The sequence below is a fragment of the Escherichia sp. WS338 genome, assembly GCF_046486405.1.
Classification (GTDB): Bacteria; Pseudomonadota; Gammaproteobacteria; order Enterobacterales; family Enterobacteriaceae; genus Escherichia; species Escherichia coli.
The window spans coordinates 93,082-113,894 of the sequence record NZ_JBJQLL010000012.1 but is presented as its reverse complement, the minus strand read 5'-3'; the positions used below and the strand labels follow the sequence as shown (position 1 = coordinate 113,894).

General features: G+C 51.2%; 20 protein-coding genes. 6 read left to right on the top strand and 14 right to left on the bottom strand.

The annotated features are described in order from the left end of the window. Positions 1-76 precede the first annotated feature (76 nt). The 5 genes from glnQ to rhtA all read right to left on the bottom strand — a co-directional run bounded on the left by glnQ (position 77) and on the right by rhtA (position 4,434). Positions 77-799 carry a glutamine ABC transporter ATP-binding protein GlnQ gene (gene glnQ / locus ACJHWT_RS13245; protein ID WP_000569080.1) on the bottom strand — a complete coding sequence of 241 codons (723 nt, stop codon included), beginning with the start codon at positions 797-799 and terminating at the stop codon, positions 77-79. After that, complete coding sequence (gene glnP, locus ACJHWT_RS13240) at positions 796-1,455, bottom strand: glutamine ABC transporter permease GlnP (RefSeq protein ID WP_001159065.1); 660 nt, start codon at positions 1,453-1,455, stop codon at positions 796-798. Before glnP ends, glnQ begins: the two co-directional genes overlap by 4 nt. A gap of 138 nt (positions 1,456-1,593) precedes the next feature. Continuing rightward, positions 1,594-2,340 carry a glutamine ABC transporter substrate-binding protein GlnH gene (gene glnH, locus ACJHWT_RS13235; protein ID WP_000843866.1) on the bottom strand — a complete coding sequence of 249 codons (747 nt, stop codon included), beginning with the start codon at positions 2,338-2,340 and terminating at the stop codon, positions 1,594-1,596. A 403-nt stretch (positions 2,341-2,743) separates the two neighbouring features. Continuing rightward, positions 2,744-3,247 (bottom strand): DNA starvation/stationary phase protection protein Dps, encoded by a 504-nt coding sequence (gene dps / locus ACJHWT_RS13230; RefSeq protein WP_000100800.1) that lies wholly within the window; start codon positions 3,245-3,247, stop codon positions 2,744-2,746. Between the two features lie 299 nt (positions 3,248-3,546). Continuing rightward, a complete protein-coding gene (gene rhtA, locus ACJHWT_RS13225; RefSeq protein WP_001295297.1) occupies positions 3,547-4,434 on the bottom strand; it encodes a threonine/homoserine exporter RhtA in 888 nt (295 codons plus the stop codon). A 234-nt stretch (positions 4,435-4,668) separates the two neighbouring features. On the opposite strand from rhtA, the gene ACJHWT_RS13220 reads away from it, so the two are divergent. Together ACJHWT_RS13220 and ompX are read left to right on the top strand one after the other, a co-directional pair. Further along, positions 4,669-4,734 (top strand): protein YliM, encoded by a 66-nt coding sequence (locus tag ACJHWT_RS13220; RefSeq protein ID WP_120795379.1) that lies wholly within the window; start codon positions 4,669-4,671, stop codon positions 4,732-4,734. Positions 4,735-4,786: 52 nt separating this feature from the next. Next, positions 4,787-5,302, top strand: coding sequence for an outer membrane protein OmpX (gene ompX / locus ACJHWT_RS13215; RefSeq protein ID WP_001295296.1), 516 nt, complete (start codon positions 4,787-4,789; stop codon positions 5,300-5,302). Positions 5,303-5,350: 48 nt separating this feature from the next. Here the strand turns inward: ompX and opgE are convergent, their stop codons facing one another. Both opgE and mntS read right to left on the bottom strand, forming a co-directional pair. After that, complete coding sequence (gene opgE, locus ACJHWT_RS13210; RefSeq protein ID WP_001054648.1) at positions 5,351-6,934, bottom strand: phosphoethanolamine transferase; 1,584 nt, start codon at positions 6,932-6,934, stop codon at positions 5,351-5,353. A gap of 271 nt (positions 6,935-7,205) precedes the next feature. Next, complete coding sequence (gene mntS / locus ACJHWT_RS13205) at positions 7,206-7,334, bottom strand: manganase accumulation protein MntS (protein ID WP_001001761.1); 129 nt, start codon at positions 7,332-7,334, stop codon at positions 7,206-7,208. Positions 7,335-7,519: 185 nt separating this feature from the next. Between mntS and mntR the strand changes: the two genes are divergently transcribed. Further along, positions 7,520-7,987 carry a manganese-binding transcriptional regulator MntR gene (gene mntR, locus ACJHWT_RS13200; RefSeq protein WP_000091016.1) on the top strand — a complete coding sequence of 156 codons (468 nt, stop codon included), beginning with the start codon at positions 7,520-7,522 and terminating at the stop codon, positions 7,985-7,987. Beyond that, complete coding sequence (locus ACJHWT_RS13195) at positions 7,984-9,102, top strand: anion transporter (protein ID WP_000056421.1); 1,119 nt, start codon at positions 7,984-7,986, stop codon at positions 9,100-9,102. The genes mntR and ACJHWT_RS13195 overlap by 4 nt, the downstream gene beginning before the upstream one ends. 58 nt (positions 9,103-9,160) lie before the next feature. On the opposite strand, the gene ldtB is transcribed toward ACJHWT_RS13195, so the two are convergent. Then, on the bottom strand, positions 9,161-10,081 hold the full coding sequence (ldtB, locus tag ACJHWT_RS13190; protein WP_001056384.1) for a L,D-transpeptidase: 921 nt from the start codon (positions 10,079-10,081) through the stop codon (positions 9,161-9,163). 218 nt (positions 10,082-10,299) lie between these two features. Between ldtB and ACJHWT_RS13185 the strand changes: the two genes are divergently transcribed. Further along, on the top strand, positions 10,300-11,892 hold the full coding sequence (locus tag ACJHWT_RS13185) for an ABC-F family ATPase (RefSeq protein ID WP_000961441.1): 1,593 nt from the start codon (positions 10,300-10,302) through the stop codon (positions 11,890-11,892). A gap of 240 nt (positions 11,893-12,132) precedes the next feature. Here the strand turns inward: ACJHWT_RS13185 and ACJHWT_RS13180 are convergent, their stop codons facing one another. The 4 genes from ACJHWT_RS13180 to ACJHWT_RS13165 all read right to left on the bottom strand — a co-directional run bounded on the left by ACJHWT_RS13180 (position 12,133) and on the right by ACJHWT_RS13165 (position 17,842). Continuing rightward, entirely contained in the window at positions 12,133-13,392 is a 1,260-nt protein-coding gene (locus ACJHWT_RS13180) for a DUF1479 domain-containing protein (RefSeq protein WP_000144237.1), read from the bottom strand. Between the two features lie 151 nt (positions 13,393-13,543). Then, positions 13,544-14,359: a sugar-phosphatase YbiV gene (gene ybiV, locus ACJHWT_RS13175; protein WP_000114264.1), complete on the bottom strand. Its 816-nt coding sequence runs from the start codon at positions 14,357-14,359 to the stop codon at positions 13,544-13,546. Positions 14,360-14,504: 145 nt separating this feature from the next. Next, on the bottom strand, positions 14,505-16,937 hold the full coding sequence (locus ACJHWT_RS13170; protein ID WP_000209345.1) for a glycyl radical protein: 2,433 nt from the start codon (positions 16,935-16,937) through the stop codon (positions 14,505-14,507). Between the two features lie 5 nt (positions 16,938-16,942). Then, the gene (locus ACJHWT_RS13165) at positions 16,943-17,842 is read right to left on the bottom strand and encodes a glycyl-radical enzyme activating protein (RefSeq protein ID WP_001317740.1); all 900 of its coding nucleotides are present in this window, start codon (positions 17,840-17,842) and stop codon (positions 16,943-16,945) included. Between the two features lie 130 nt (positions 17,843-17,972). Between ACJHWT_RS13165 and fsa the strand changes: the two genes are divergently transcribed. Continuing rightward, a complete protein-coding gene (fsa, locus tag ACJHWT_RS13160) occupies positions 17,973-18,635 on the top strand; it encodes a fructose-6-phosphate aldolase (protein WP_001317741.1) in 663 nt (220 codons plus the stop codon). An 87-nt stretch (positions 18,636-18,722) separates the two neighbouring features. Here fsa and moeB read toward each other — a convergent pair whose 3' ends face one another. Next, positions 18,723-19,472, bottom strand: coding sequence for a molybdopterin-synthase adenylyltransferase MoeB (moeB, locus tag ACJHWT_RS13155; protein ID WP_000829221.1), 750 nt, complete (start codon positions 19,470-19,472; stop codon positions 18,723-18,725). Beyond that, the gene (gene moeA / locus ACJHWT_RS13150; RefSeq protein WP_000397357.1) at positions 19,472-20,707 is read right to left on the bottom strand and encodes a molybdopterin molybdotransferase MoeA; all 1,236 of its coding nucleotides are present in this window, start codon (positions 20,705-20,707) and stop codon (positions 19,472-19,474) included. The genes moeB and moeA overlap by 1 nt, the downstream gene beginning before the upstream one ends. Positions 20,708-20,813 lie beyond the last annotated feature (106 nt).

Here is a 20,813-nt window from a genome sequence, read left to right as displayed (position 1 = left end):
GATGCTGGAGGAGGGGCGATTTTAAATGAGAGGAATCTGGTGTGCCTCCCTTTCGGAGGAAAGGGAGGCTGAGAAGTTAAGAGACGTGCTGCAAAAATTCCTGCAAGCGCTGGCTCGGTGGGTTCTTGATCAACACCTGCGGATCGCCATCTTCCGCAATCCGGCCTTTGTCGATAAAGATCAGGCGCGAAGCTACTTTCTCGGCAAAACCGATTTCGTGGGTCACGATTACCATCGTCATCCCTTCTTCAGCCAGATCCTGCATAACCTTCAGCACTTCATGGCGCAGTTCCGGGTCAAGAGCGGAAGTCGGTTCATCAAACAGCATCATTTTCGGCTTCACCGCCAGCGCGCGGGCAATCGCCACACGCTGCTGTTGACCACCAGAAAGTTCGGAAGGGTAGTGATGTGCACGCTCTGCCAGACCGACTTTCGCCAGCAGCTCACGCGCCAGTTTTTCCGCCTCTTCTTTATTCGCGCCACGCACGCGTAGCGGGCCAAACATGACGTTTTCCAGCGCCGTCAGATGCGGGAAGAGGTAAAACTGCTGGAACACCATACCCGCTTCCTGGCGAATCAGGCGCTCATCAACTTTCGGATCGTTAACCTTCAGGCCATCGACAATCAGATCGCCGGAGGTGATTTCTTCCAGTTTGTTGATGCAGCGCAGCAGGGTCGATTTACCGGAACCGGACGGCCCGATAATCACCACGACTTCGCCCTGAGCAATGTTCAAATCGATATTGTGCAGCACCTGGGTTGGACCAAAATGCTTGGAGACGTTTTTAAATTCAATCACAGGATTTTCATCCTTCTTTCCAGACGACGCAGAATAAAGCTCAGCACCAGGGTAATAATCAGATAGAACACCGCCACGGCGCTCCAGATCTCAAGGGCGCGGAAGTTACCGGCAATAATTTCTTGCCCCTGACGGGTCAGTTCCGCCACGCCGATAACAATAAACAGCGAGGTGTCTTTAATGCTGATGATCCACTGGTTACCCAGCGGCGGCAGCATACGACGCAGTGCCAGCGGTAAAATGACGTAGCGAATGGTTTCCCAACGTGAAAGACCGAGCGCCAGTCCTGCTTCACGAAAACCTTTGTGAATAGACAGCACCGCACCACGCGTGATTTCCGCAATGTACGCGCCGGAGTTGATCATGATGGTGACCACCGCCGCAGTAAACGGGTCGATGCGTAAGTCGTTAAACGCCATCGGCAGGGCGAAATAGATAAACATCACCTGGACGACGATAGGTGTGCCGCGGATCACTTCAATAAAGACCAGCGCGACGTGGTTGGCTATCCAACCACCGAAGGTGCGTGCAAAACCTGCCAGCAATCCGATCACCAGGCCGCCAGCCAGACCGAGGACCGAGATCCACAGGGTCATTTTGGCACCTTCAATCAGAAGCGGAATGGCAGGCCAGATGGCACTCCAGTCAAACTGCATATGTTGTTCCTGTTACCGTGGTGTAAATAATCAAATTCAGGGTAATTAATGGCCCCGGAGCGGGTTTGCGCCCCTCACCCTAATCCTCTCCCCAGAGGGGAGAGGGAACTGCCAGTGCGCCTTACAGGCGTAGCGTTATTATTTCGGTTCAGTACCGAACCATTTTTTGTAGATTTCGTTGTAAGTTCCGTTCTCGCGCAGGGTTTTCAACGCGCCGTTGACTTTGTCACGCAGCTCGTCGCTACCTTTCGGGAACGCAATACCGTATTGCTGTGCTTCCAGAGAGTCACCTACCGCTTTGAACTGACCGTTACCGGCGGTTTTGATGAAGTACAGAATGTTTGGCGTATCGTGCAGAACGGCGTCTGCGCGGTTGGTGCCCAGTTCCATATAGGCGTTATCGATGTTCGGGAACTGACGCAGATCTTTAGTTTTGATGTTTGCTTTCGCGTAATCAACGGAGCCAGTGCCGCTCTTCACAGCAACCACTTTCCCGTCGAGATCTTTCACGCTTTTCACATCGTTATTGTTGGCTTTCACCATCACTAACAGGCCGCTTTTGTAGTAGCCGTCAGAGAAATCGATCGCTTTTTTACGCTCGTCGGTAATGGTGATGCCCGCCAGCGCCAGATCGACGTTTTTGGTTTGCAGTGCCGGAATGATCCCACTGAAATCCATCGGCTTCAGTTCGTAATCCAGCTTCAGTTCTTTAGCGATGGCAGCCCACAGATCAACGTCAAAGCCTACATATTTATCACCCTGTTTAAATTCAAACGGAACGAAGGCGGTATCCGTCGCGACAACTAATTTTTTATCCGCGGCATGAGAAGAAACCGCAAAAGCCAGGGTCAGTGCAGCCAGTGAAACTTTTAATACAGACTTCATAGCATTTCCTTTTTTCTATCCACGGGACGATCCCCTGCGTGACATTCACATATATGAAAAAATCGTGCCAATTTTGCAACTCATTGATTTATCGAGATGCGGTAAAAACGTGATGCACGATTTATAGGGCAATACCCTGAAGATGCACCATTCTGGGGCACCAAACTGGTGCGCTAAAATTGTGCACTCAACACAGTGATTATTTAGCGTAAAACCTGATGAAAAAACAATCTTTATGTAACGATTGTGTGATGATGTGGATACAAAAAATTTACTTAATCAGCTGGGGATAGCAGAAGGATGCACTAAATAAGTGCGTTGAGGCAGGCTGCAAAACAAAACGGCCTCCTGTCAGGAAGCCGCTTTAATCGGGTACTAAAGTTCTGCACCATCAGCGATGGATTTATTCGATGTTAGACTCGATAAACCACAGGAATTTATCCAGGTCGCGAGATGCGGCGGTCAGGATATCTGCGGTGTCGTCATCTTTCGCTTCGCCAATCGCTTTGCGTACGTCATTAGCGACGATTGCGTAACGGTCAGCCAGTTCTTTCAGGTGATCCTGAACGTTGTGGATGTCCAGCGGGTAACTTTTCAGCGGGGTTTTGCTGTTGATAACTTGAGTGGTCCCCAGAGCTACACCGCCCAGCTGCACTGCACGTTCTGCCATGGTATCCAGATGATCGATCAGTGCGGTGCGGAAGCCATCCAGCATTTCATGTACGGCAATGAAGTTAGCGCCGCGCATGTTCCAGTGCGCTTGTTTGGTAATCAAAGAAAGATCAATAAACTGGATAACCTGGCGATTCAGCAACTCTACTGTTGCTTTTTTCTCGCTGTCAGAGACATCGTTGCGGGTATAAAGCAGATTGGTCGCTTTTGATTTAACTAATTTAGCGGTACTCATAATTTCATATCCTCTTGATGTTATGTCCCAGTAATTAACGAGACTAAGTATAGCACCAGCTATGTGTTCCGCTATTCTGGCTGTTCCTATCACACTAATAGTGGTAACAAGCGTGAAAAAACAAAACCAATAAAGATTCAATGAGTTAGATATATTGATAAGAACAATTCTTATTTATTTGCTCGACAGGAATTTTCGGAATAAATATGCTTTTGCATAATTCGATATATAAAGACGGTGTAGAGGAAAAGTAGCGATAAATTCTGCATGGTTATGCATAACCATGCAGAAATGTAAATTTAATTAATGTCTAATTCTTTTATTTTGCTCTCTTTGCGTACTGTCAGCGTAGAACCCATTGAAGCGGCGATGATAGCGCCGAGCGCCAGCAGCTGTATGGGTGTCAGTGTTTCTCCGAGGAAAATCATCCCGGAAACGGCAGCCAGCGCCGGTTCCATGCTCATCAGCGTACCAAATGTGCGCGTTGGCAAACGGGTGAGGGCAATCATTTCCAGCGAATAAGGCAGAGCGGTCGAGAGAATAGCGACCGCCAGACCCAATGGAATAACCGACCAGTGCCAGAGTGCTTCACCAGCCTGAAGCGCTCCAATTGGCACGAAAATTAACGCTGCAATCAACGAACCAATTGCCACCGTCGCAGGGCCATGTTCCGCTCCTGCGCGTTGCCCACTTAAAATGTAAATAGCCCAACAAGCCCCGGCCCCCAGAGCCAGCGCACAGCCGGTTAAATCGACATGGGAAACGTCTTGCCCCAGCGGTAGCAGGAACCACAGACCAAGAACCGCCAGCACAACCCAGACGAAATCTACCGGGCGACGAGAAGAGAACAGCGCCACCGCCAGTGGTCCGGTGAACTCCAGCGCCACCGCAATACCCAGCGGTACCGTCTGAATAGAAAGATAAAAAAGATAATTCATCCCACCCAGCGAAACGCCGTAAAACAACAGCGGTAACCGCTGCTCTTTGGCAAAGCGCAGTCGCCATGGCTTAAAGAACGCGATGAGGATCAGCGTTCCTAATGCCAGACGCAGCGCAGTGACACCCGGTGCGCCCACCAGAGGAAAAAGTGACTTAGCTAACGAGGCTCCACCCTGAATAGACGCCATGGCAACGAGCAATATGACTATTGGTAACCAGACCGGCATTTTACGTAATGAACCAGGCATCCTTTCTCCCACAAATATCTAAACCTAAGTAAAGCGTGGAGTGTACTGGATATACCCAATGCTGGTTGAGCATTTGTTGAAAAAATTTTCCCCCGTTTTGACTAAAATGCGCCAGGATTGATGGAATCATTAGTCTGGTGATTAGGAATAATCTGGATGAATGACAGGGAAAACATGCGTAATACTTATGCAGTTCTCTGAAAAAGTGATTTAAATTTAGATGGATAGCGGTGTATGGAAACGTTCTGTTACATGAAATGGCCCGTTAGACATCACAAATCGCGAAGAGTTTCCCATTAATTTTTGATATATTTAAAACTTAGGACTTATTTGAATCACATTTGAGGTGGTTATGAAAAAAATTGCATGTCTTTCAGCACTGGCCGCAGTTCTGGCTTTCACCGCAGGTACTTCCGTAGCTGCGACTTCTACTGTAACTGGCGGTTACGCACAGAGCGACGCTCAGGGCCAAATGAACAAAATGGGCGGTTTCAACCTGAAATACCGCTATGAAGAAGACAACAGCCCGCTGGGTGTGATCGGTTCTTTCACTTACACCGAGAAAAGCCGTACTGCAAGCTCTGGTGACTACAACAAAAACCAGTACTACGGCATCACTGCTGGTCCGGCTTACCGCATTAACGACTGGGCAAGCATCTACGGTGTAGTGGGTGTGGGTTATGGTAAATTCCAGACCACTGAATACCCGACCTACAAACACGACACCAGCGACTACGGTTTCTCCTACGGTGCTGGTCTGCAGTTCAACCCGATGGAAAACGTTGCTCTGGACTTCTCTTACGAGCAGAGCCGTATTCGTAGCGTTGACGTAGGCACCTGGATTGCCGGTGTTGGTTACCGCTTCTAATCACTTCGGTGATATAAAAAATCCGCCTCTCGGGGCGGATTTTTGTTTTTAAGGTTTCGGGTCGAAAATATCGGTTCCGAGATGGTTGTAATCCACCTTCTGTAACTGGAAGTTGGTGATGTATATCGGCCCGGCTTTCTTCTCAGATATAAACGGGTATTTGATATTTATTTCCTTCGCTTTAATTCCCGTCCACTGGGAGAAAAAGCCTAAGAAGTCATTGGCCGAGCGGCGGGCTTTAATCACCCGATGCGCTTTATCGTCGCTGGAAATGACCATAAAAGGCACCTGGAAATTTTGCTGATACTTATCATCATGGGCAAGGTATTGCACGTCTTTGCCGCGCTCTTTAAAGGCCAGACCGTGGTCGGAAAAGTAAACCAGCGAGAAGCTACTGCCGCTGTTGCGTAACTGATCGTACAGCTTACGCAGTAAATTGTCTGTTTGCGTCATGGTATAGAGATAGCACGACGTTTCTTTTGATTGCACAAAGGTTTCGTATTTGCCTTGTGTCCGGTCGCAGGCCTGCGGATGCGAGCCCATCAGATGTAGAACAATCAGCTGCGGTTGCGAGTGCTCTTGCGCCAGCACTTGAGCGGTCATATCCAGTAACGCTTCGTCTTTCGTGTTTTTATCTGCTTCAAAATTACCTTCTTTCAGGAAGTACACTTCATCTGCTCGTTTGGCGATGCTGGCGATGGCGGTATCGTATTCGCCGATTTGACCCTGGTTGGAAAACCACCAGGTCTGGAAGCCCGCGCGATTTGCCAGGGTGACAAAGTTATCCTGAAACTGTGGTTTGCCATCGACTACGCGATTGAGCGTTAAGCCAAGCGATTTCTGCGTGGAGCCACTGGCGGCAATGTAGTCAGCAAATATCAAACCGTTAACGCTGCTGGCAAACGGGGTATTGTCCCAGTGACCGCCAAAGGCACCGAGGGCATCGCGACGCGCGCTTTCACCGATCACCACCACATAGGTCTGATACTTCGGCTTAACGGCAGTGACCGTCCAGGTATCTTTCATTCCGGACAGTTTTGCCATCCGTTCTTGCTCTTCAATCACCTCGTTATTATTGACGATGACATCCTTAGCAAAACGAAATACCGGATAGCCAGTATCTTTCAGTTTAAATACGCCGCCCCAGGCCAGGTTTTGCACGGGAGCAACAAAAAATGTCGCCACACTGAATACCAGACACAGGCTGTCGAAGGTATTCCAGTGCGCTTTTTCATTCTCTTTTTTTCGCCTGATTGCTATTACGCCGAGCGCAAAAATAAATAAGCCGACCAGGTAGCTGTACCACGGAAAAATCGTCAGGATTTCGGTCGACTCTTCCATATTGGTGGAGTGCAATGCCAGCAATGTATTGAAATTAGGTGCGCCGTAGGCCTGAGCAAAAGGGAAATAACAAGCCGCCACCAGCGAACTGACACCGACCAGAACTTTTTGTACGTGAGGCAATGTTCGCCATAGCAAAAGCAAAATAGCCGTAAACGCAGCGGTGTAGAGCAAACTGAAGGGGTAACCTAAGCCGAGGTTAATTAATAGCGACTGTAAAAAGTAGAACGCAGTCCACGGGCTAAATACCCGGCTACGGGTAACAAGCGATTCTTTGAGGGTTAAATTCATATGCCACTATCGTAACAAACGCCATGTGCTTACCCTGGCGTCAAGGGTCAATACCTGCAAGAGTGCGTGAAGAGGGGAAAGGGGGCCGCATCCGCGAGCCGCAATATACGCAGGGCTGCAAGAAGATAGAGCGAGCCGCCGTTCAGGTCAACTACTGACGAACAAATCTTTTGCGAAGGGGATTGCAAATCCGACAAAAAGTGGGGTTTTTCAGACCAAAACGCGTTATGCCTGCATAAAAGCAGGAGTGAAGCGGCGTACCGCGACGCCGCTATTTATCTGAAGGTTTATCTTGCTGCGGTTTGTTGTTGACCATATCGCACAACATAGAGAGCAGCATTAACCGTACTTTAAAGGGAGAATGACTAAACACGCGCATACACCTCTTGAACTCATTCATAAGACCTCCTGACTTGCTAATCCCGTCGATCCTTGAGGGATGATTGCATTACATACAGATATAGCACAGGCTATATTATATAGCTATTGCTAAAACGTTAATTTTTTGTACCTTCGCAACTCTGGTTTACAATGTGCGCACGAAATGAGAACGCTATGTATGCGTCACCATAATGAGGAAGCACAATGAGTCGTCGCGCAGGTACGCCAACAGCAAAAAAAGTGACGCAGTTAGTGAACGTGGAAGAGCACGTTGAAGGGTTCCGCCAGGTCAGAGAGGCGCATCGGCGCGAGCTTATTGATGATTACGTTGAGCTGATTTCTGACTTGATCAGGGAAGTGGGGGAAGCTCGTCAGGTGGACATGGCTGCTCGTCTGGGAGTTTCGCAACCGACGGTGGCTAAAATGCTTAAGCGGCTGGCAACCATGGGGCTGATTGAAATGATCCCCTGGCGAGGCGTGTTTTTAACGGCAGAAGGAGAGAAGCTGGCGCAGGAAAGCCGCGAGCGACATCAGATAGTCGAAAATTTCTTGTTGGTGTTGGGCGTCAGTCCGGAAATCGCCCGTCGCGACGCGGAAGGCATGGAGCACCATGTTAGTGAAGAGACGCTGGATGCCTTTCGTTTGTTTACCCAGAAACACGGTGCCAAATGAGCCTGCCTTTTTTACGCACGCTGCAAGGCGATCGTTTTTTTCAGTTATTAATTCTTGTTGGTATCGGATTAAGCTTTTTCGTGCCCTTTGCACCGAAATCCTGGCCTGCTGCTATCGACTGGCACACCATCATCACCTTAAGCGGCCTGATGCTGCTGACCAAAGGTGTGGAGTTAAGCGGTTATTTTGATGTGCTGGGGCGCAAAATGGTGCGCCGCTTTGCTACGGAGCGTCGGCTGGCGATGTTTATGGTGCTGGCGGCGGCGCTGCTTTCTACCTTTCTGACCAACGATGTCGCGCTGTTTATTGTTGTTCCGCTGACTATCACGCTAAAAAGACTGTGTGAGATCCCGGTTAATCGGCTGATTATTTTTGAGGCGCTGGCAGTCAACGCTGGTTCGCTACTGACGCCAATTGGCAACCCGCAAAATATTCTTATCTGGGGACGTTCTGGTCTTTCGTTTGCCGGATTTATTGCCCAAATGGCACCGCTGGCTGGCGCAATGATGCTGACACTCCTGCTGTTGTGCTGGTGTTGTTTCCCTGGAAAGGCGCTGCAATACCATACGGGGGCGCAAACGCCGGAGTGGAAACCGCGGCTGGTGTGGAGTTGTCTGGGGCTGTATATCGTCTTTCTGATGGCGCTGGAGTTAAAACAAGAGCTGTGGGGACTGGTGATTGTGGCGGTGGGCTTTACGCTGCTGGCACGTCGCGTGGTGCTCAGTGTGGACTGGACGCTGCTGCTAGTGTTTATGGCGATGTTTATCGACGTCCATTTACTAACCCAACTGCCAGCTTTGCAGGGGGTGTTAAGTAACGTGAGTCATTTATCCGAACCCGGATTATGGTTAACGGCAATCGGTTTATCGCAGGTGATCAGTAACGTGCCGAGTACCATATTGTTGCTGAACTATGTGCCGCCGTCGTTGCTGCTGGCATGGGCGGTAAACGTAGGGGGCTTTGGTTTATTACCCGGATCGCTGGCAAATTTGATTGCGTTACGGATGGCGAACGATCGCCGTATCTGGTGGCGTTTCCATCTCTATTCAATACCGATGCTGTTGTGGGCGGCGCTGGTGGGATATGTTTTGTTGGTTATACTCCCAGCCAACTAGGGTCTGGCCAAATAAAAAAGGCGGATTATGAATCCGCCTCTGTTTTACGTTTTGACGATTAATTCAGACGAACCGGCATCCCGGAACGATTTTTGATCGCTTCATCAAGAACAACCTGGTCAACATCTGGCTGACCGGTCACTGTCTGCACGCTCTTCGTCAGGGTAATTGGCACAATTTCCTGACCTTCAAACTGGGCTTCGGTGGTAGACAGCGGGTTATGGACTTCAATGTAACGGCTGCCGTCTGGTTCGGTAGTCGCTTTCACCGGCTCATCAATAAACTGCACGCGAGTACCGACAGGCACTTTCTCGAACAGGAATTTAATGTCTTCGTTACGCAGACGCACACAGCCATGACTTACACGCAGGCCGATACCGAAGTTGGCGTTGGTGCCATGGATAGCGTACAGGCGACCGATGTAGAGTGCATACAGACCCATCGGGTTATCCGGACCTGCCGGAACGACAGCCGGAAGCGGTTCGCCCGCAGCGCGGTACTCTGCGTGCATTTTGGCGGTCGGCGTCCAGGTCGGGCCTGCTTTTTTACGCTCAACTTTGGTGGTCCAGTTGATAGGCGTGTCTTTGCCTAACTGACCAATGCCGATCGGCAGCACGATAACGGTGTTGGTTCCTTTCGGATAGTAATACAGACGCATCTCTGCACTGTTAATGACGATGCCTTCATGAACGGTATCCGGCAGGATCAGCTGCTGCGGAATGTTCAGTACAGTACCGCCTTTCGGCAGGAAGGTATCCACACCCGGGTTCGCTTCCATCATATTGGAAAGTCCCATCTGGTACTCGGCGGCAAAATACTCCAGCGGCTGAGTGTTACCTTCAGGAATGGTGATCACCTGATTCTGACCAACCAGGCGACTCCCGTCGGTTGGCAGAGGATAAGTTACCGCAGAGGCGGTACTGCAAAAGCCGACAACAGCGAAGGCCGCTGCGAATAATGTTTTCAATTTCATATTCATGTTAAGCGAGATTTTGTGCCTGGCAGGCCATTGGGTTGAGAATATTAGAGTATTGGAAGCGCATTATAAGTTCATTCCAGCTCACAGTGAAATCAGATGTGTACGAAATCACATTTTTTGCCTTTGGCTTGAGTGTAGACCTTAAGCGAGGAGCAGGATCTTCTTTCAGATTTATGGCATAATGCGCGGTTTGTCATATCTCTTTTCAGGATACGCCTGTGTTAGTTTCCAGTAACGTCACCATGCAGTTCGGCAGTAAGCCGTTGTTTGAAAACATTTCCGTCAAATTTGGCGGCGGCAACCGTTACGGCCTGATTGGCGCGAACGGTAGTGGTAAATCCACCTTTATGAAGATCCTCGGCGGCGACTTAGAGCCGACGTTGGGTAACGTTTCCCTCGATCCCAACGAGCGCATTGGTAAGCTGCGTCAGGATCAGTTTGCCTTTGAAGAGTTCACTGTGCTGGATACGGTGATCATGGGGCATAAAGAGTTGTGGGAAGTGAAGCAGGAGCGTGACCGCATCTATGCTTTGCCGGAAATGAGTGAAGAAGACGGCTATAAAGTGGCCGATCTGGAAGTGAAATACGGCGAACTGGACGGTTACTCTGCGGAAGCTCGCGCTGGTGAACTGTTGCTTGGCGTGGGAATTCCAGTGGAACAGCACTACGGCCCGATGAGTGAAGTTGCTCCTGGCTGGAAGCTGCGTGTGCTGCTGGCGCAGGCGCTGTTTGCTGATCCGGACATTCTCCTGCTCGACGAACCGACCAACAACCTCGACATCGACACCATTCGCTGGCTGGAACAGGTGCTGAACGAGCGTGACAGCACCATGATCATCATCTCGCACGACCGTCACTTCCTTAACATGGTTTGTACCCACATGGCGGATCTGGATTACGGCGAGCTGCGCGTTTATCCGGGCAACTACGATGAGTACATGACGGCGGCGACTCAGGCGCGTGAACGTCTGCTGGCTGATAACGCCAAGAAGAAAGCGCAGATTGCTGAGTTGCAATCTTTCGTTAGCCGCTTTAGCGCCAACGCCTCGAAATCTCGCCAGGCAACTTCGCGCGCGCGCCAGATTGATAAAATCAAACTGGAAGAGGTGAAAGCCTCCAGCCGTCAGAACCCGTTCATCCGTTTTGAACAGGATAAGAAACTGTTCCGTAACGCGCTGGAAGTGGAAGGTCTGACTAAAGGGTTTGATAACGGTCCACTGTTTAAAAATCTCAACCTGCTGCTGGAAGTGGGTGAAAAACTGGCTGTACTGGGTACCAACGGCGTCGGTAAATCAACGCTGCTGAAAACGCTGGTGGGCGATCTGCAACCGGACAGCGGCACCGTAAAATGGTCTGAGAACGCGCGCATTGGTTACTACGCCCAGGACCATGAATATGAGTTCGAAAATGATCTGACCGTGTTCGAATGGATGAGCCAGTGGAAGCAGGAAGGCGATGACGAGCAGGCGGTACGCAGCATTCTCGGTCGTTTACTGTTCAGCCAGGACGACATCAAAAAGCCAGCGAAAGTGCTTTCCGGTGGGGAGAAAGGGCGGATGCTGTTTGGTAAGTTAATGATGCAGAAGCCGAACATTCTGATCATGGACGAACCGACCAACCACCTGGATATGGAATCCATTGAGTCGCTGAACATGGCGCTGGAACTGTATCAGGGCACGCTGATCTTTGTGTCTCACGACCGTGAGTTTGTAAGCTCCCTGGCGACCCGAATTCTGGAAATCACCCCGGAACGCGTGATCGACTTTAGCGGTAATTACGAAGATTATCTGCGTAGTAAAGGGATCGAGTAAGTTATTATCCGTCAGCCCGATACTGTCGGGGTGACGGCGGCTGATGACAAACGCAAGATTGCCTGATGCGCTATGCTTATCAGGCCTACGCAGTACCTGCAATATATTGAATCTGCAGGACTTTGTAGGCCGGATAAGGCGTTAACGCCGCATCAGGCATTAACAAAGCGCATTTGTCAGCAATCTGAGTAACGTTGAATCGATTTTCTTAATCCCACATCAATTCACTTCCATTAACTCTCAAACATCCATGCCCAGTGCGCGCTTACCGTGAATGTTCAGATCCTCCAGCGTAAAGCGGCCTTCCCAGTTTGCTTCATAATCTTCCCGCGGGAAGTCGCCAGGTGATGCGCCTTTTTCCAGCGCCATTTTGACTTTGTGTGCATAAGCCCGATTTTTCTCGCACATCGGTGCCGCAGGAATGTACATCACGTTGCCCCAACCCTGTTGATTGTCTACTGGCGCGACGGAGTGAATCACATCGCAGTGCCACCAGACGGAATCCCCTGCTGTTATCGCGGGAATGGAAGTCAGCGCTTTAAGCAGTAGTGGATGCCATTTCTCTGAAATGGGCAGAACTTTGCCAGGTGCAACCCCGCACAGTTCATCGTCCGGTACGTCATCCAGCAGCGGGCGCAATAAAACATACGCCATCGCTTCCGGGATAGGCACCACATGTAACAATCCCTGACCCGATAACATATCAGAGAGCGCCGTCCAGCCCTGAAACGTGCGGAACACCGAACATTTTGTAGTGTTATCTACCGTGTACTCTTCGACATCGGTCCGGTGTGCAGCATCCCAGGGATCGTAATCATCGAAATTACCATTAAACACATTGGCAAAAACGCGCTGATAAGCGGGTAATAACCACCGTTCCAGCGCACCAGAATCGGTATGCGCGCCCAGGCCTTTAGATGTAGTACCTGGAGGGCGGCGGCGGATCCTGTCTGGATAAATCACACTGATATCAGGATTAAACCACTGTTTGCCGTTGCTTTCAGACTTCCACAGTCGGTTTAGAAAAGATTGCACAGCAGCCATGTTTTCGCTCTGCCGCGCCTGCATCTGTGCTTGCGACCAGTAAATGGGATAGATTTCGGGACGAGAAGCCTCCAGCGAGCCGAAAAAACTGTCGCCAGGGCCTTTATAAACATCATCAAAATGATTGATATCAAGATAATCGAGCATGGCACGATCCCACGCCATCGCCTGCTCGCGAGGGAAATGGCCTTTTATGACTGCACAACCGCGACGTTTAATTTCATTGCGAGTGGCATCGCTTACTGTACCTGCGGCAATATCACTATAAGAAACTTCCGGCCAAACCGGCAGCCCTTGCGCTTTTAGGGCATCGATTTCAGCAACACGCGTTTCGATTTTTGCAGAGAGTGTATCGAAAACCTGTTGCACATCACTGAGCTGTTCCCGCAGCGCAGCTTTCATCTCTCGGATAGCTGCTTTCGCATCTGTGGGCAGCATCTCACAGGAAAAAGTCATATCAACCTCGCTTCTTTCATTCGAAAGTAAAATGATTGCGATTGATACATTAAGTTAAAAATAAGTTAACGCAAGATAAAAATCTTGAGTCAGTGCACAAAGCGAGCAAAAAGGAGAGAGGCCGAAGTGGTCACTTCGGCCAGGGGGAAGATCAACAATTGAAAGGAGCGATATTATCCAGCACCGCCTGAATCACATTCAGCGCGCCTTCATGATTATTATCATCGGTAGCGTAACGGGCGATTTGTTTAATGTTTTCCGCAGCATTGCCCATCGCAAAGGAATAACGCGCCATTTTCAGCATCTCCGCATCGTTACCGCTGTCGCCAATCGCTACCACATTTTGCGGCGACAGATCCCAGCGTTTCAGTAACCGCGAAATACCGTTTGCTTTATGTAGACCGGGAATAATCAGGTCGATAAAGCCAAAACCACTGGTAACGGGTTTCATAATGCCATCCAGCGCTATGTGTAGTTTGTCGATCACTAACGGGATTTGTTCATCCGGCAGGTTGAGCGAAAACTTGAACAGTACGTCGTCAATCTCCTGATAATCTTTTACAGGTTTCAGGCGATGGTAGTGTTTTGCCATCAGTGCGACGAATGCTTCGGGGGCGTTTTCGCTGACATATGCACTTTGCTGACCGCAGGCGACAAAATTGAGTTGCTTATCTTTTAGCAACTCGCCAATAACAATCCGCGATTCATGTCGGGTCAGTTCGCCGTGGAACAGTTGCTTGCCATGTTCGTAAACCAGTGCGCCGTTTTCCGCGACAAAAGAGATCTCATCCTTTAGCTCAGGAAAAAACGAAATAAGCTGGTAATACTGATTACCGCTGGCGACAACGAACTCAATGCCGCGCTTTTTCAGTTCCTGATATTGCGCCATAAAACGTGGTTGGTTGTACGTTTTGGCGTCGTTAAGAAAAGTACCGTCCATGTCTGTGACGATAACTTTTACGCTCATAGGTGTGCTCCTGGCTCGAAAATGAAACCGTAACAGTGTAATAACAATGTGACGCAGAGCACAAATTATATTTCGAATGAAAGCGAGGCTGAAATTGATGATGTGAATGATTTAGCCCGGCGACGACGCCGCCGGGCTGAGGAGATTACAGCATATGTTCAGTACGGGCGATGATATCGTCCTGAGCGTCTGGAGAGAGCGCGGTGAAGAAGGCGGAATAGCCTGCGACACGCACTACCAGATCGCGGTACTGATCCGGATGTTTTTTCGCTTCCAGCAGCGTTTCGCGGGAAACGATGTTGTACTGAATATGCCAGCCTTTATGCACTTCAAAGAAGGTGCGTAGCAGTATCATCAGTTTCTGCTTGTCAGATTCGTTCTCCAGCGTTGCTGGATTCAGTTTCTGGTTGAGCAGCACGCCGCCGAGAATCGCTGCCGTAGGCAGTTTACCCACCGAGCCAATGACCGCAGTAGGTCCAAGATGATCAGTACCGGAGGCCGGACTAGCGCCTTCTGCCAGCGGGGTATGCGCTTTACGTCCGTCCGGCGTTGCCATCGTCTGCGCGCCAAAGGGTACGTTAGCGGAGATAGACGACGTACCCGCGTAATAATTGCCGCCAACCGGACCACGACCATAGCGCGGGTTATGGTACTGTTTTAGTTCGTCGATATAGGTCTGATAAGCGCGAGCCAGCAGCGTATCGACAGTATCATCGTCGTTGCCGTACTTAGGCGCACCGTTAATCAGCCGCTGACGCAGCTGCTCGTGAGTCAGGCCGTCGAAGTCATCCGCCAGTGCGGCAGCCAGCTGTTGCTGACCAATCGCGCCCTGTTCAAATACCAGTTTCTTCACTGCCGCCAGGCTGTTGCCGAGGTTAGCAATGCCGACCTGCAGGCCAGAAACCCAGTCATATTTCGCGCCGCCTTGCTTGATACTTTTCGCTCGCTCAATACAGTCATCCACCAGCGCCGAGCAGAGAATATCGTGTACGTTCTCTTCCAGCATGGTGTCGACGACATATTCGATTTCGATTGATTTACGCGTGTAGTAACGGATTTGCGTATCCCATGCGTCCATTACTTCATCGAAGTTGTTGAAGTTACCCGCTGACAACGCTTTTTCTTGTGGCAGGAACACTTTACCGCTGGTGGCATCACGACCGCCTTCCAGCGCCGCCAGCATCACGCGGGCGAAGTTGATAAAGCTCATGCCGGTACAGCGATAGCCCCATTTGCCACCGACGGCGGTTTCGATACAACCAATCGCTGCGTAGTCGTAAGCGTCCTGCGGTTCAATACCGAGTTTAATAAATTCCGGGATGACGATTTCGTCGTTGTTGAACGCCGGCATCCCGAAGCCGCAGCGGATCACCTGAACACAGGCGTCGAGGAAATCGTTACTCATACCCGCATGGTAACGCACGCTGAGGTTAGGCTGAGTCGAACGCAGGCGACCGCAAGATTCGAGGATCGCATAAGAGAGTGGATTTACCGCGTCCATCGGTTGACCATCAACCAGATTTTGCCCGCCAATGGTGACGTTCTGATACAGCGGACTTCCCGCAGAGGCTTTTGAGTGTGAGCCGGAGCGGATTTTGTTCACTTCCAGCAATTTCAACCAGCAGCTATGCAGCATCTCGATGGCGTGTTCGCGATCCAGTGTCTGGTTCAGTTCAACGTCACGGCGATAGTACGGGTAGAGATACTGGTCCATACGACCAAACGATACCGAGTGACCGTTAGATTCGATCTGCAAAATCAACTGGATGAAGTAACACAGTTGCAGCGCCTGCCAGAAAGTCTGCGGCGGTTGGTGGGCGATAAGATCGCAGTTTTCTGCCATCGCCAGCAGTTCATCGCGACGGCTTTCGCGGGTTTCGGTCGCGGCCATTTCACGCGCCAGGGCAGCGAAACGTTCAATGTGTTCACTGACTGCCACCAGCACGATATCAATCGCTTTCAGGAATTGCTCACCGTGTAAATCTTCCAGCACCGTCAGGTTGATGCGCGAGCGACGTTCCGCTACTTTCTCGCGCAGACCATCAAGCCCTTTTTCCAGCAGCAGCGGGAAATTGACCGCCAGGTGCGCATCGCCGGAGGTCATATTGCCTTCCGCTTTAATGATGCCGGTCGCCAGCAGACCTTTTTGCTCATCGGTAAACATGCCGTAGCAGCGATCCTGTACGGTCTGACCGCGCCACCACGGGCACACTTCATGCAGAACGCGTTTGTTCTCTTCGCTCACCGCAAAGCCAGCACCGGGACGATCTGCCAGATCATCAATCTCTTTTTCGATCCACGAGACAGTATATTCCGGGAAGATCGGCGCGGCGCGAACTTCGCTTGCCTGGTTGCCGATGATCAACTCATCGTGCTTGATCCAGATAGTGCGATTCGCCAGGTGATGTGCCAGCGCCAGCGCGCGACGTACAGGGATCGGCTTATCGAGATGTTGTTGATACATCTCGGTATAGTGCTGCGCGCGCTCGGTACAAACCGGCGGTTTCACAATATGCACCAGCGCATTTTTGTGCGCTTTAATGCGGTCGCTGAGCGTGTCCAGTTTCAGTGTGGTCATGGTTGTTATCCTCGTAAGGTCGCGGTTAACCCTTTCTGGCAGGCATACTGCTGGGCAAAGTCGAGCAGTTCTGGCGCATCAAGCGGTTTTTCCGGGGCGTCATAGGGCAGATTAAGTAAGTGATATTTGTTGATGCCCAGCGTGTGGTAGGGCAGGAAATGAATTTCACCAACGTGCAGCTCGTCGGCGGCAAAATCGGTAATGGCTTTCACAGAGGTTTCGTCGGCATTAAAGCCCTGAATCAGCGGCACGCGGATAATGATTTTTTTGCCCGCTGCGGCGAGTTTTTTCAGGTTATCCAGCACTCTGGCGGCGTTACCGTCGGTCCACTGTTTAAACGGCGCGTCGGCAACGTGTTTTAAATCGGCAAGAAACAGATCGATATAGGGCAGAGAAGGGGCGATATATTTCCACGGCACATGCAGACAGGTTTCTACCGCAGTATGAATGCCGGCCTCGTGGCTGGCTTGCAGTAGCGCTGTCGCCATTTCCGGCTGCATGAATGGTTCACCGCCAGAAAGTGTTAAGCCGCCGCCGCTGCGATCGTAAAACGGTTTATCGCGCAGAACGGTCGCCATGATCTCCTCAACGCTTTTCACTTCACCACACACGGTTAACGCCTGTGTCGGGCAGCAGTCGGTTAGCGCCGTAAAATGCTCCGGGGTTAACTTTTCCCGATGAATCAGCAAGCCATTCAGCGCGCGCTCAATCACTTCCGGCGCGGCCTTAGCGCACAGCTCGCAGCCTTCCAGACACAGTCGTGTGTCATACAGCAGATCCTGCGTGCGGGCGCGGCTTTCCGGGTTCTGACACCAGCGGCAGCCCAGCGAACAGCCTTTAAGAAATACGACCGTGCGGATACCGGGGCCATCATGGGTCGAGTAGCGCTGAATATTGAAAATCATAGTTGCCTCTCTGTTTCGTTCAAACATTAAAATACTTTCGAATGAAAGTTAGATTGATGTGCGTCAACTGTTCAGAGAGTTTTCCCGTGATAGTCTACATTCAGACAAAAAGTACATTTTGAGGATGGTTATGGAACTGTATCTGGATACTTCAGACGTTGTTGCGGTGAAGGCGCTGTCACGTATTTTTCCGCTGGCGGGTGTAACCACTAACCCAAGCATTATCGCCGCGGGTAAAAAACCGCTGGAGGTTGTGCTTCCGCAACTTCACGAGGCGATGGGCGGTCAGGGGCGTCTGTTTGCCCAGGTAATGGCTACCACTGCTGAAGGGATGGTGAATGACGCACGTAAATTGCGTTCTATTATTGCGGATATCGTGGTGAAAGTTCCGGTGACCGCTGAGGGGCTGGCAGCAATTAAGATGTTAAAAGCGGAAGGGATTCCGACGCTGGGAACCGCGGTATATGGCGCAGCACAAGGGCTACTGTCGGCGCTGGCAGGTGCGGAATATGTTGCGCCTTACGTTAATCGTATTGATGCTCAGGGCGGTAGCGGCATTCAGACTGTGACCGACTTACACCAGTTATTGAAAATGCATGCGCCGCAGGCAAAAGTGTTAGCCGCAAGTTTCAAAACCCCGCGTCAGGCGCTGGACTGCTTACTGGCAGGATGTGAATCAATTACTCTGCCACTGGATGTGGCACAACAGATGATTAGCTATCCGGCGGTTGATGCCGCTGTGGCGAAGTTTGAGCAGGACTGGCAGGGAGCGTTTGGCAGAACGTCGATTTAACCGGACGTTCTGCATCCTCATAAATTGCTGATGACGTGGCGGAGTGCACCGATGCCTGCCACGTCTTATCAGGCCTGGAGGTGGCAATTACTGCCCGCACACCTCACACCCCGGATTGCGCATCAGTTTCATTTCGCGAAACTGACAGGTCATCGCATCGTACATCACGATTTTCCCGCTGGCTGGTTTGCCATAACCTGCCAGCAGTTTGATCGCTTCCATTGCCTGCAACGAACCAATTACGCCGATCAACGGTGCCATCACGCCTGCTTCTACGCAGGTTAACGCGTTCTCGCCAAACAAACGGCTAAGGCAGCGATAGCACGGTTCGCCGTCCTGATAAGTGAAGACGGTGATTTGCCCTTCCATACGAATTGCCGCGCCGGAAACCAGCGGCACCTTCGCGGCAAAACAGCCTGCGTTCAGTTGATTACGTACTGCAACGTTATCCGTACAGTCGAGCACCAGATCGTGTTTTGCAATCATCGCAGCAAGTTCAGCGTCATCAAGCAGCGCATTGACTGGCGTAATCGCGATATGTGGGTTGATCCGCGTCAGGGCGTCACGGGCGGATTCCACCTTTGGTTGCCCGACCGTGGCATCACTGTGCAGCGTCTGGCGTTGCAGATTGGAGAGCGAAACCGTGTCGAAGTCGAGCAGCGTCAGGTTGCCGACACCGGCGCTTGCCAGATACTGCGAAGCTGCGCAGCCGAGTCCACCAAGGCCGACGATCAGCACACGAGAATCTTTTAGCGCCTCCTGACCGTCAAAATCAAAACCGCGCAGAATGATTTGCCGGTTGTAGCGCAGCATCTCCTGATCGCTGAGTTCCGCCATTACAGGCCTCCGAACAACGCGTTAAACGGTTCTACTTCCACCCATTCGCCCGCTTCAACATTGCCGCGATCGCGCTCCAGCACGATAAAGCAGTTACCGAGGCTAAAGGAGCTAAATATATGTGAACCCTGATGTCCGGTGGTCGTCACTTCCAGTTCGCCATCGGCGTTGCGTTGCAGCACGCCGCGCTGGAAATCAAGGCGTCCTGGCGATTTCTTCAGAGGCGATGCCGTGCGCACACGCTGGCGCGCGGGCAGGCCGCTGGCGGTATTGCCGCTTAGTTTTGCCAGCAAAGGCTGTACCAGTTGATAGAAGGTCAGCGTCGCTGAAACCGGGTTGCCCGGCAGGCCGCAGAACCAGCTATTAGAAAGTTTTCCGAACGCGAACGGTTTACCTGGTTTAATCGCCAGCTTCCAGAAGGCGATCTCCCCCAGCTCTTCAAGAATGGTTTTGGTGTAATCCGCTTCACCCACTGAAACACCGCCGGAACTGATCACCACATCCGCCTGGCTGTCGGCTTCAATAAAAGCGGCGCGCAGGGCATGGGGATCGTCGCGGATAATCCCTAAGTTGATTACCTCGCATCCCAGCTGTTCTAACATCAGGTGTACGGCGAGACGGTTGGTATCGTAGATTTGGCCGTCGCCCAGCGGCTGGCCTGGCAACTGGAGTTCATCACCGGTAGAAAAAAGCGCTACACGCACTTTACGAATCACCGGAACTTCGGCAATCCCTAGCGAAGCAATCACTGGCAGTTCAGCGGTAGTCAGGCGAGTCCCCGCCGGGAAAACAACCGCACCTGCAGATATATCTTCACCGCGACGGCGAATATTTTGCCCGCTACGCACTTCAGCAGTAAAACGCACGCCATTGTCCGTTTGTTCAGTCTGCTCCTGCATCACCACCGCTTCGCAGCCTTCTGGCACCGGCGCACCGGTCATAATACGAATGCAGGTACCCGCAGGCCATTCACCATGGTACGGCTGACCGGCAAAGGATTTACCGGCAACGGGCAGCGGTTGCCCGGAGGCAATATCGGCTAAACGCACCGCGTAGCCGTCCATAGCGGAGTTATCAAACCCCGGGACATCCAGTGGCGAAACGACATCGCTCGCCAGAATACGACCAAAACACTGTACCAGTGGCAGCGTTTCCTGGGCGGTCAGTGGGGTAACGCGAGAAAGCATCTCATTAAGCGCGGTGTCGAGCGACATCAATCCGGTGGTAAATTCCATGAAAACACTCCTGCGGAGGCAAAATCGAATTTGCCTATTATGTCAGAAAAACGCCACAGACTGTATGCCACCTCGGGCGTAGCGCTGGCTCCTGCCTTTACATGCC

Excerpts from the sequence above, each read along its gene's own strand:
- opgE (WP_001054648.1), bottom strand. The coding sequence starts at position 6,934 with ATGAATTTAACCCTCAAAGAATCGCTTGTTACCCGTAGCCGGGTATTT.
- ompX (WP_001295296.1), top strand. The coding sequence starts at position 4,787 with ATGAAAAAAATTGCATGTCTTTCAGCACTGGCCGCAGTTCTGGCTTTC.
- ACJHWT_RS13170 (WP_000209345.1), bottom strand. The coding sequence starts at position 16,937 with ATGACCACACTGAAACTGGACACGCTCAGCGACCGCATTAAAGCGCAC.
- ACJHWT_RS13165 (WP_001317740.1), bottom strand. The coding sequence starts at position 17,842 with ATGATTTTCAATATTCAGCGCTACTCGACCCATGATGGCCCCGGTATC.
- ACJHWT_RS13195 (WP_000056421.1), top strand. The coding sequence starts at position 7,984 with ATGAGCCTGCCTTTTTTACGCACGCTGCAAGGCGATCGTTTTTTTCAG.
- mntR (WP_000091016.1), top strand. The coding sequence starts at position 7,520 with ATGAGTCGTCGCGCAGGTACGCCAACAGCAAAAAAAGTGACGCAGTTA.
- fsa (WP_001317741.1), top strand. The coding sequence starts at position 17,973 with ATGGAACTGTATCTGGATACTTCAGACGTTGTTGCGGTGAAGGCGCTG.
- glnP (WP_001159065.1), bottom strand. The coding sequence starts at position 1,455 with ATGCAGTTTGACTGGAGTGCCATCTGGCCTGCCATTCCGCTTCTGATT.
- dps (WP_000100800.1), bottom strand. The coding sequence starts at position 3,247 with ATGAGTACCGCTAAATTAGTTAAATCAAAAGCGACCAATCTGCTTTAT.
- rhtA (WP_001295297.1), bottom strand. The coding sequence starts at position 4,434 with ATGCCTGGTTCATTACGTAAAATGCCGGTCTGGTTACCAATAGTCATA.
- ybiV (WP_000114264.1), bottom strand. The coding sequence starts at position 14,359 with ATGAGCGTAAAAGTTATCGTCACAGACATGGACGGTACTTTTCTTAAC.
- mntS (WP_001001761.1), bottom strand. The coding sequence starts at position 7,334 with ATGAATGAGTTCAAGAGGTGTATGCGCGTGTTTAGTCATTCTCCCTTT.
- ldtB (WP_001056384.1), bottom strand. The coding sequence starts at position 10,081 with ATGAATATGAAATTGAAAACATTATTCGCAGCGGCCTTCGCTGTTGTC.
- glnH (WP_000843866.1), bottom strand. The coding sequence starts at position 2,340 with ATGAAGTCTGTATTAAAAGTTTCACTGGCTGCACTGACCCTGGCTTTT.
- moeB (WP_000829221.1), bottom strand. The coding sequence starts at position 19,472 with ATGGCGGAACTCAGCGATCAGGAGATGCTGCGCTACAACCGGCAAATC.
- moeA (WP_000397357.1), bottom strand. The coding sequence starts at position 20,707 with ATGGAATTTACCACCGGATTGATGTCGCTCGACACCGCGCTTAATGAG.
- ACJHWT_RS13180 (WP_000144237.1), bottom strand. The coding sequence starts at position 13,392 with ATGACTTTTTCCTGTGAGATGCTGCCCACAGATGCGAAAGCAGCTATC.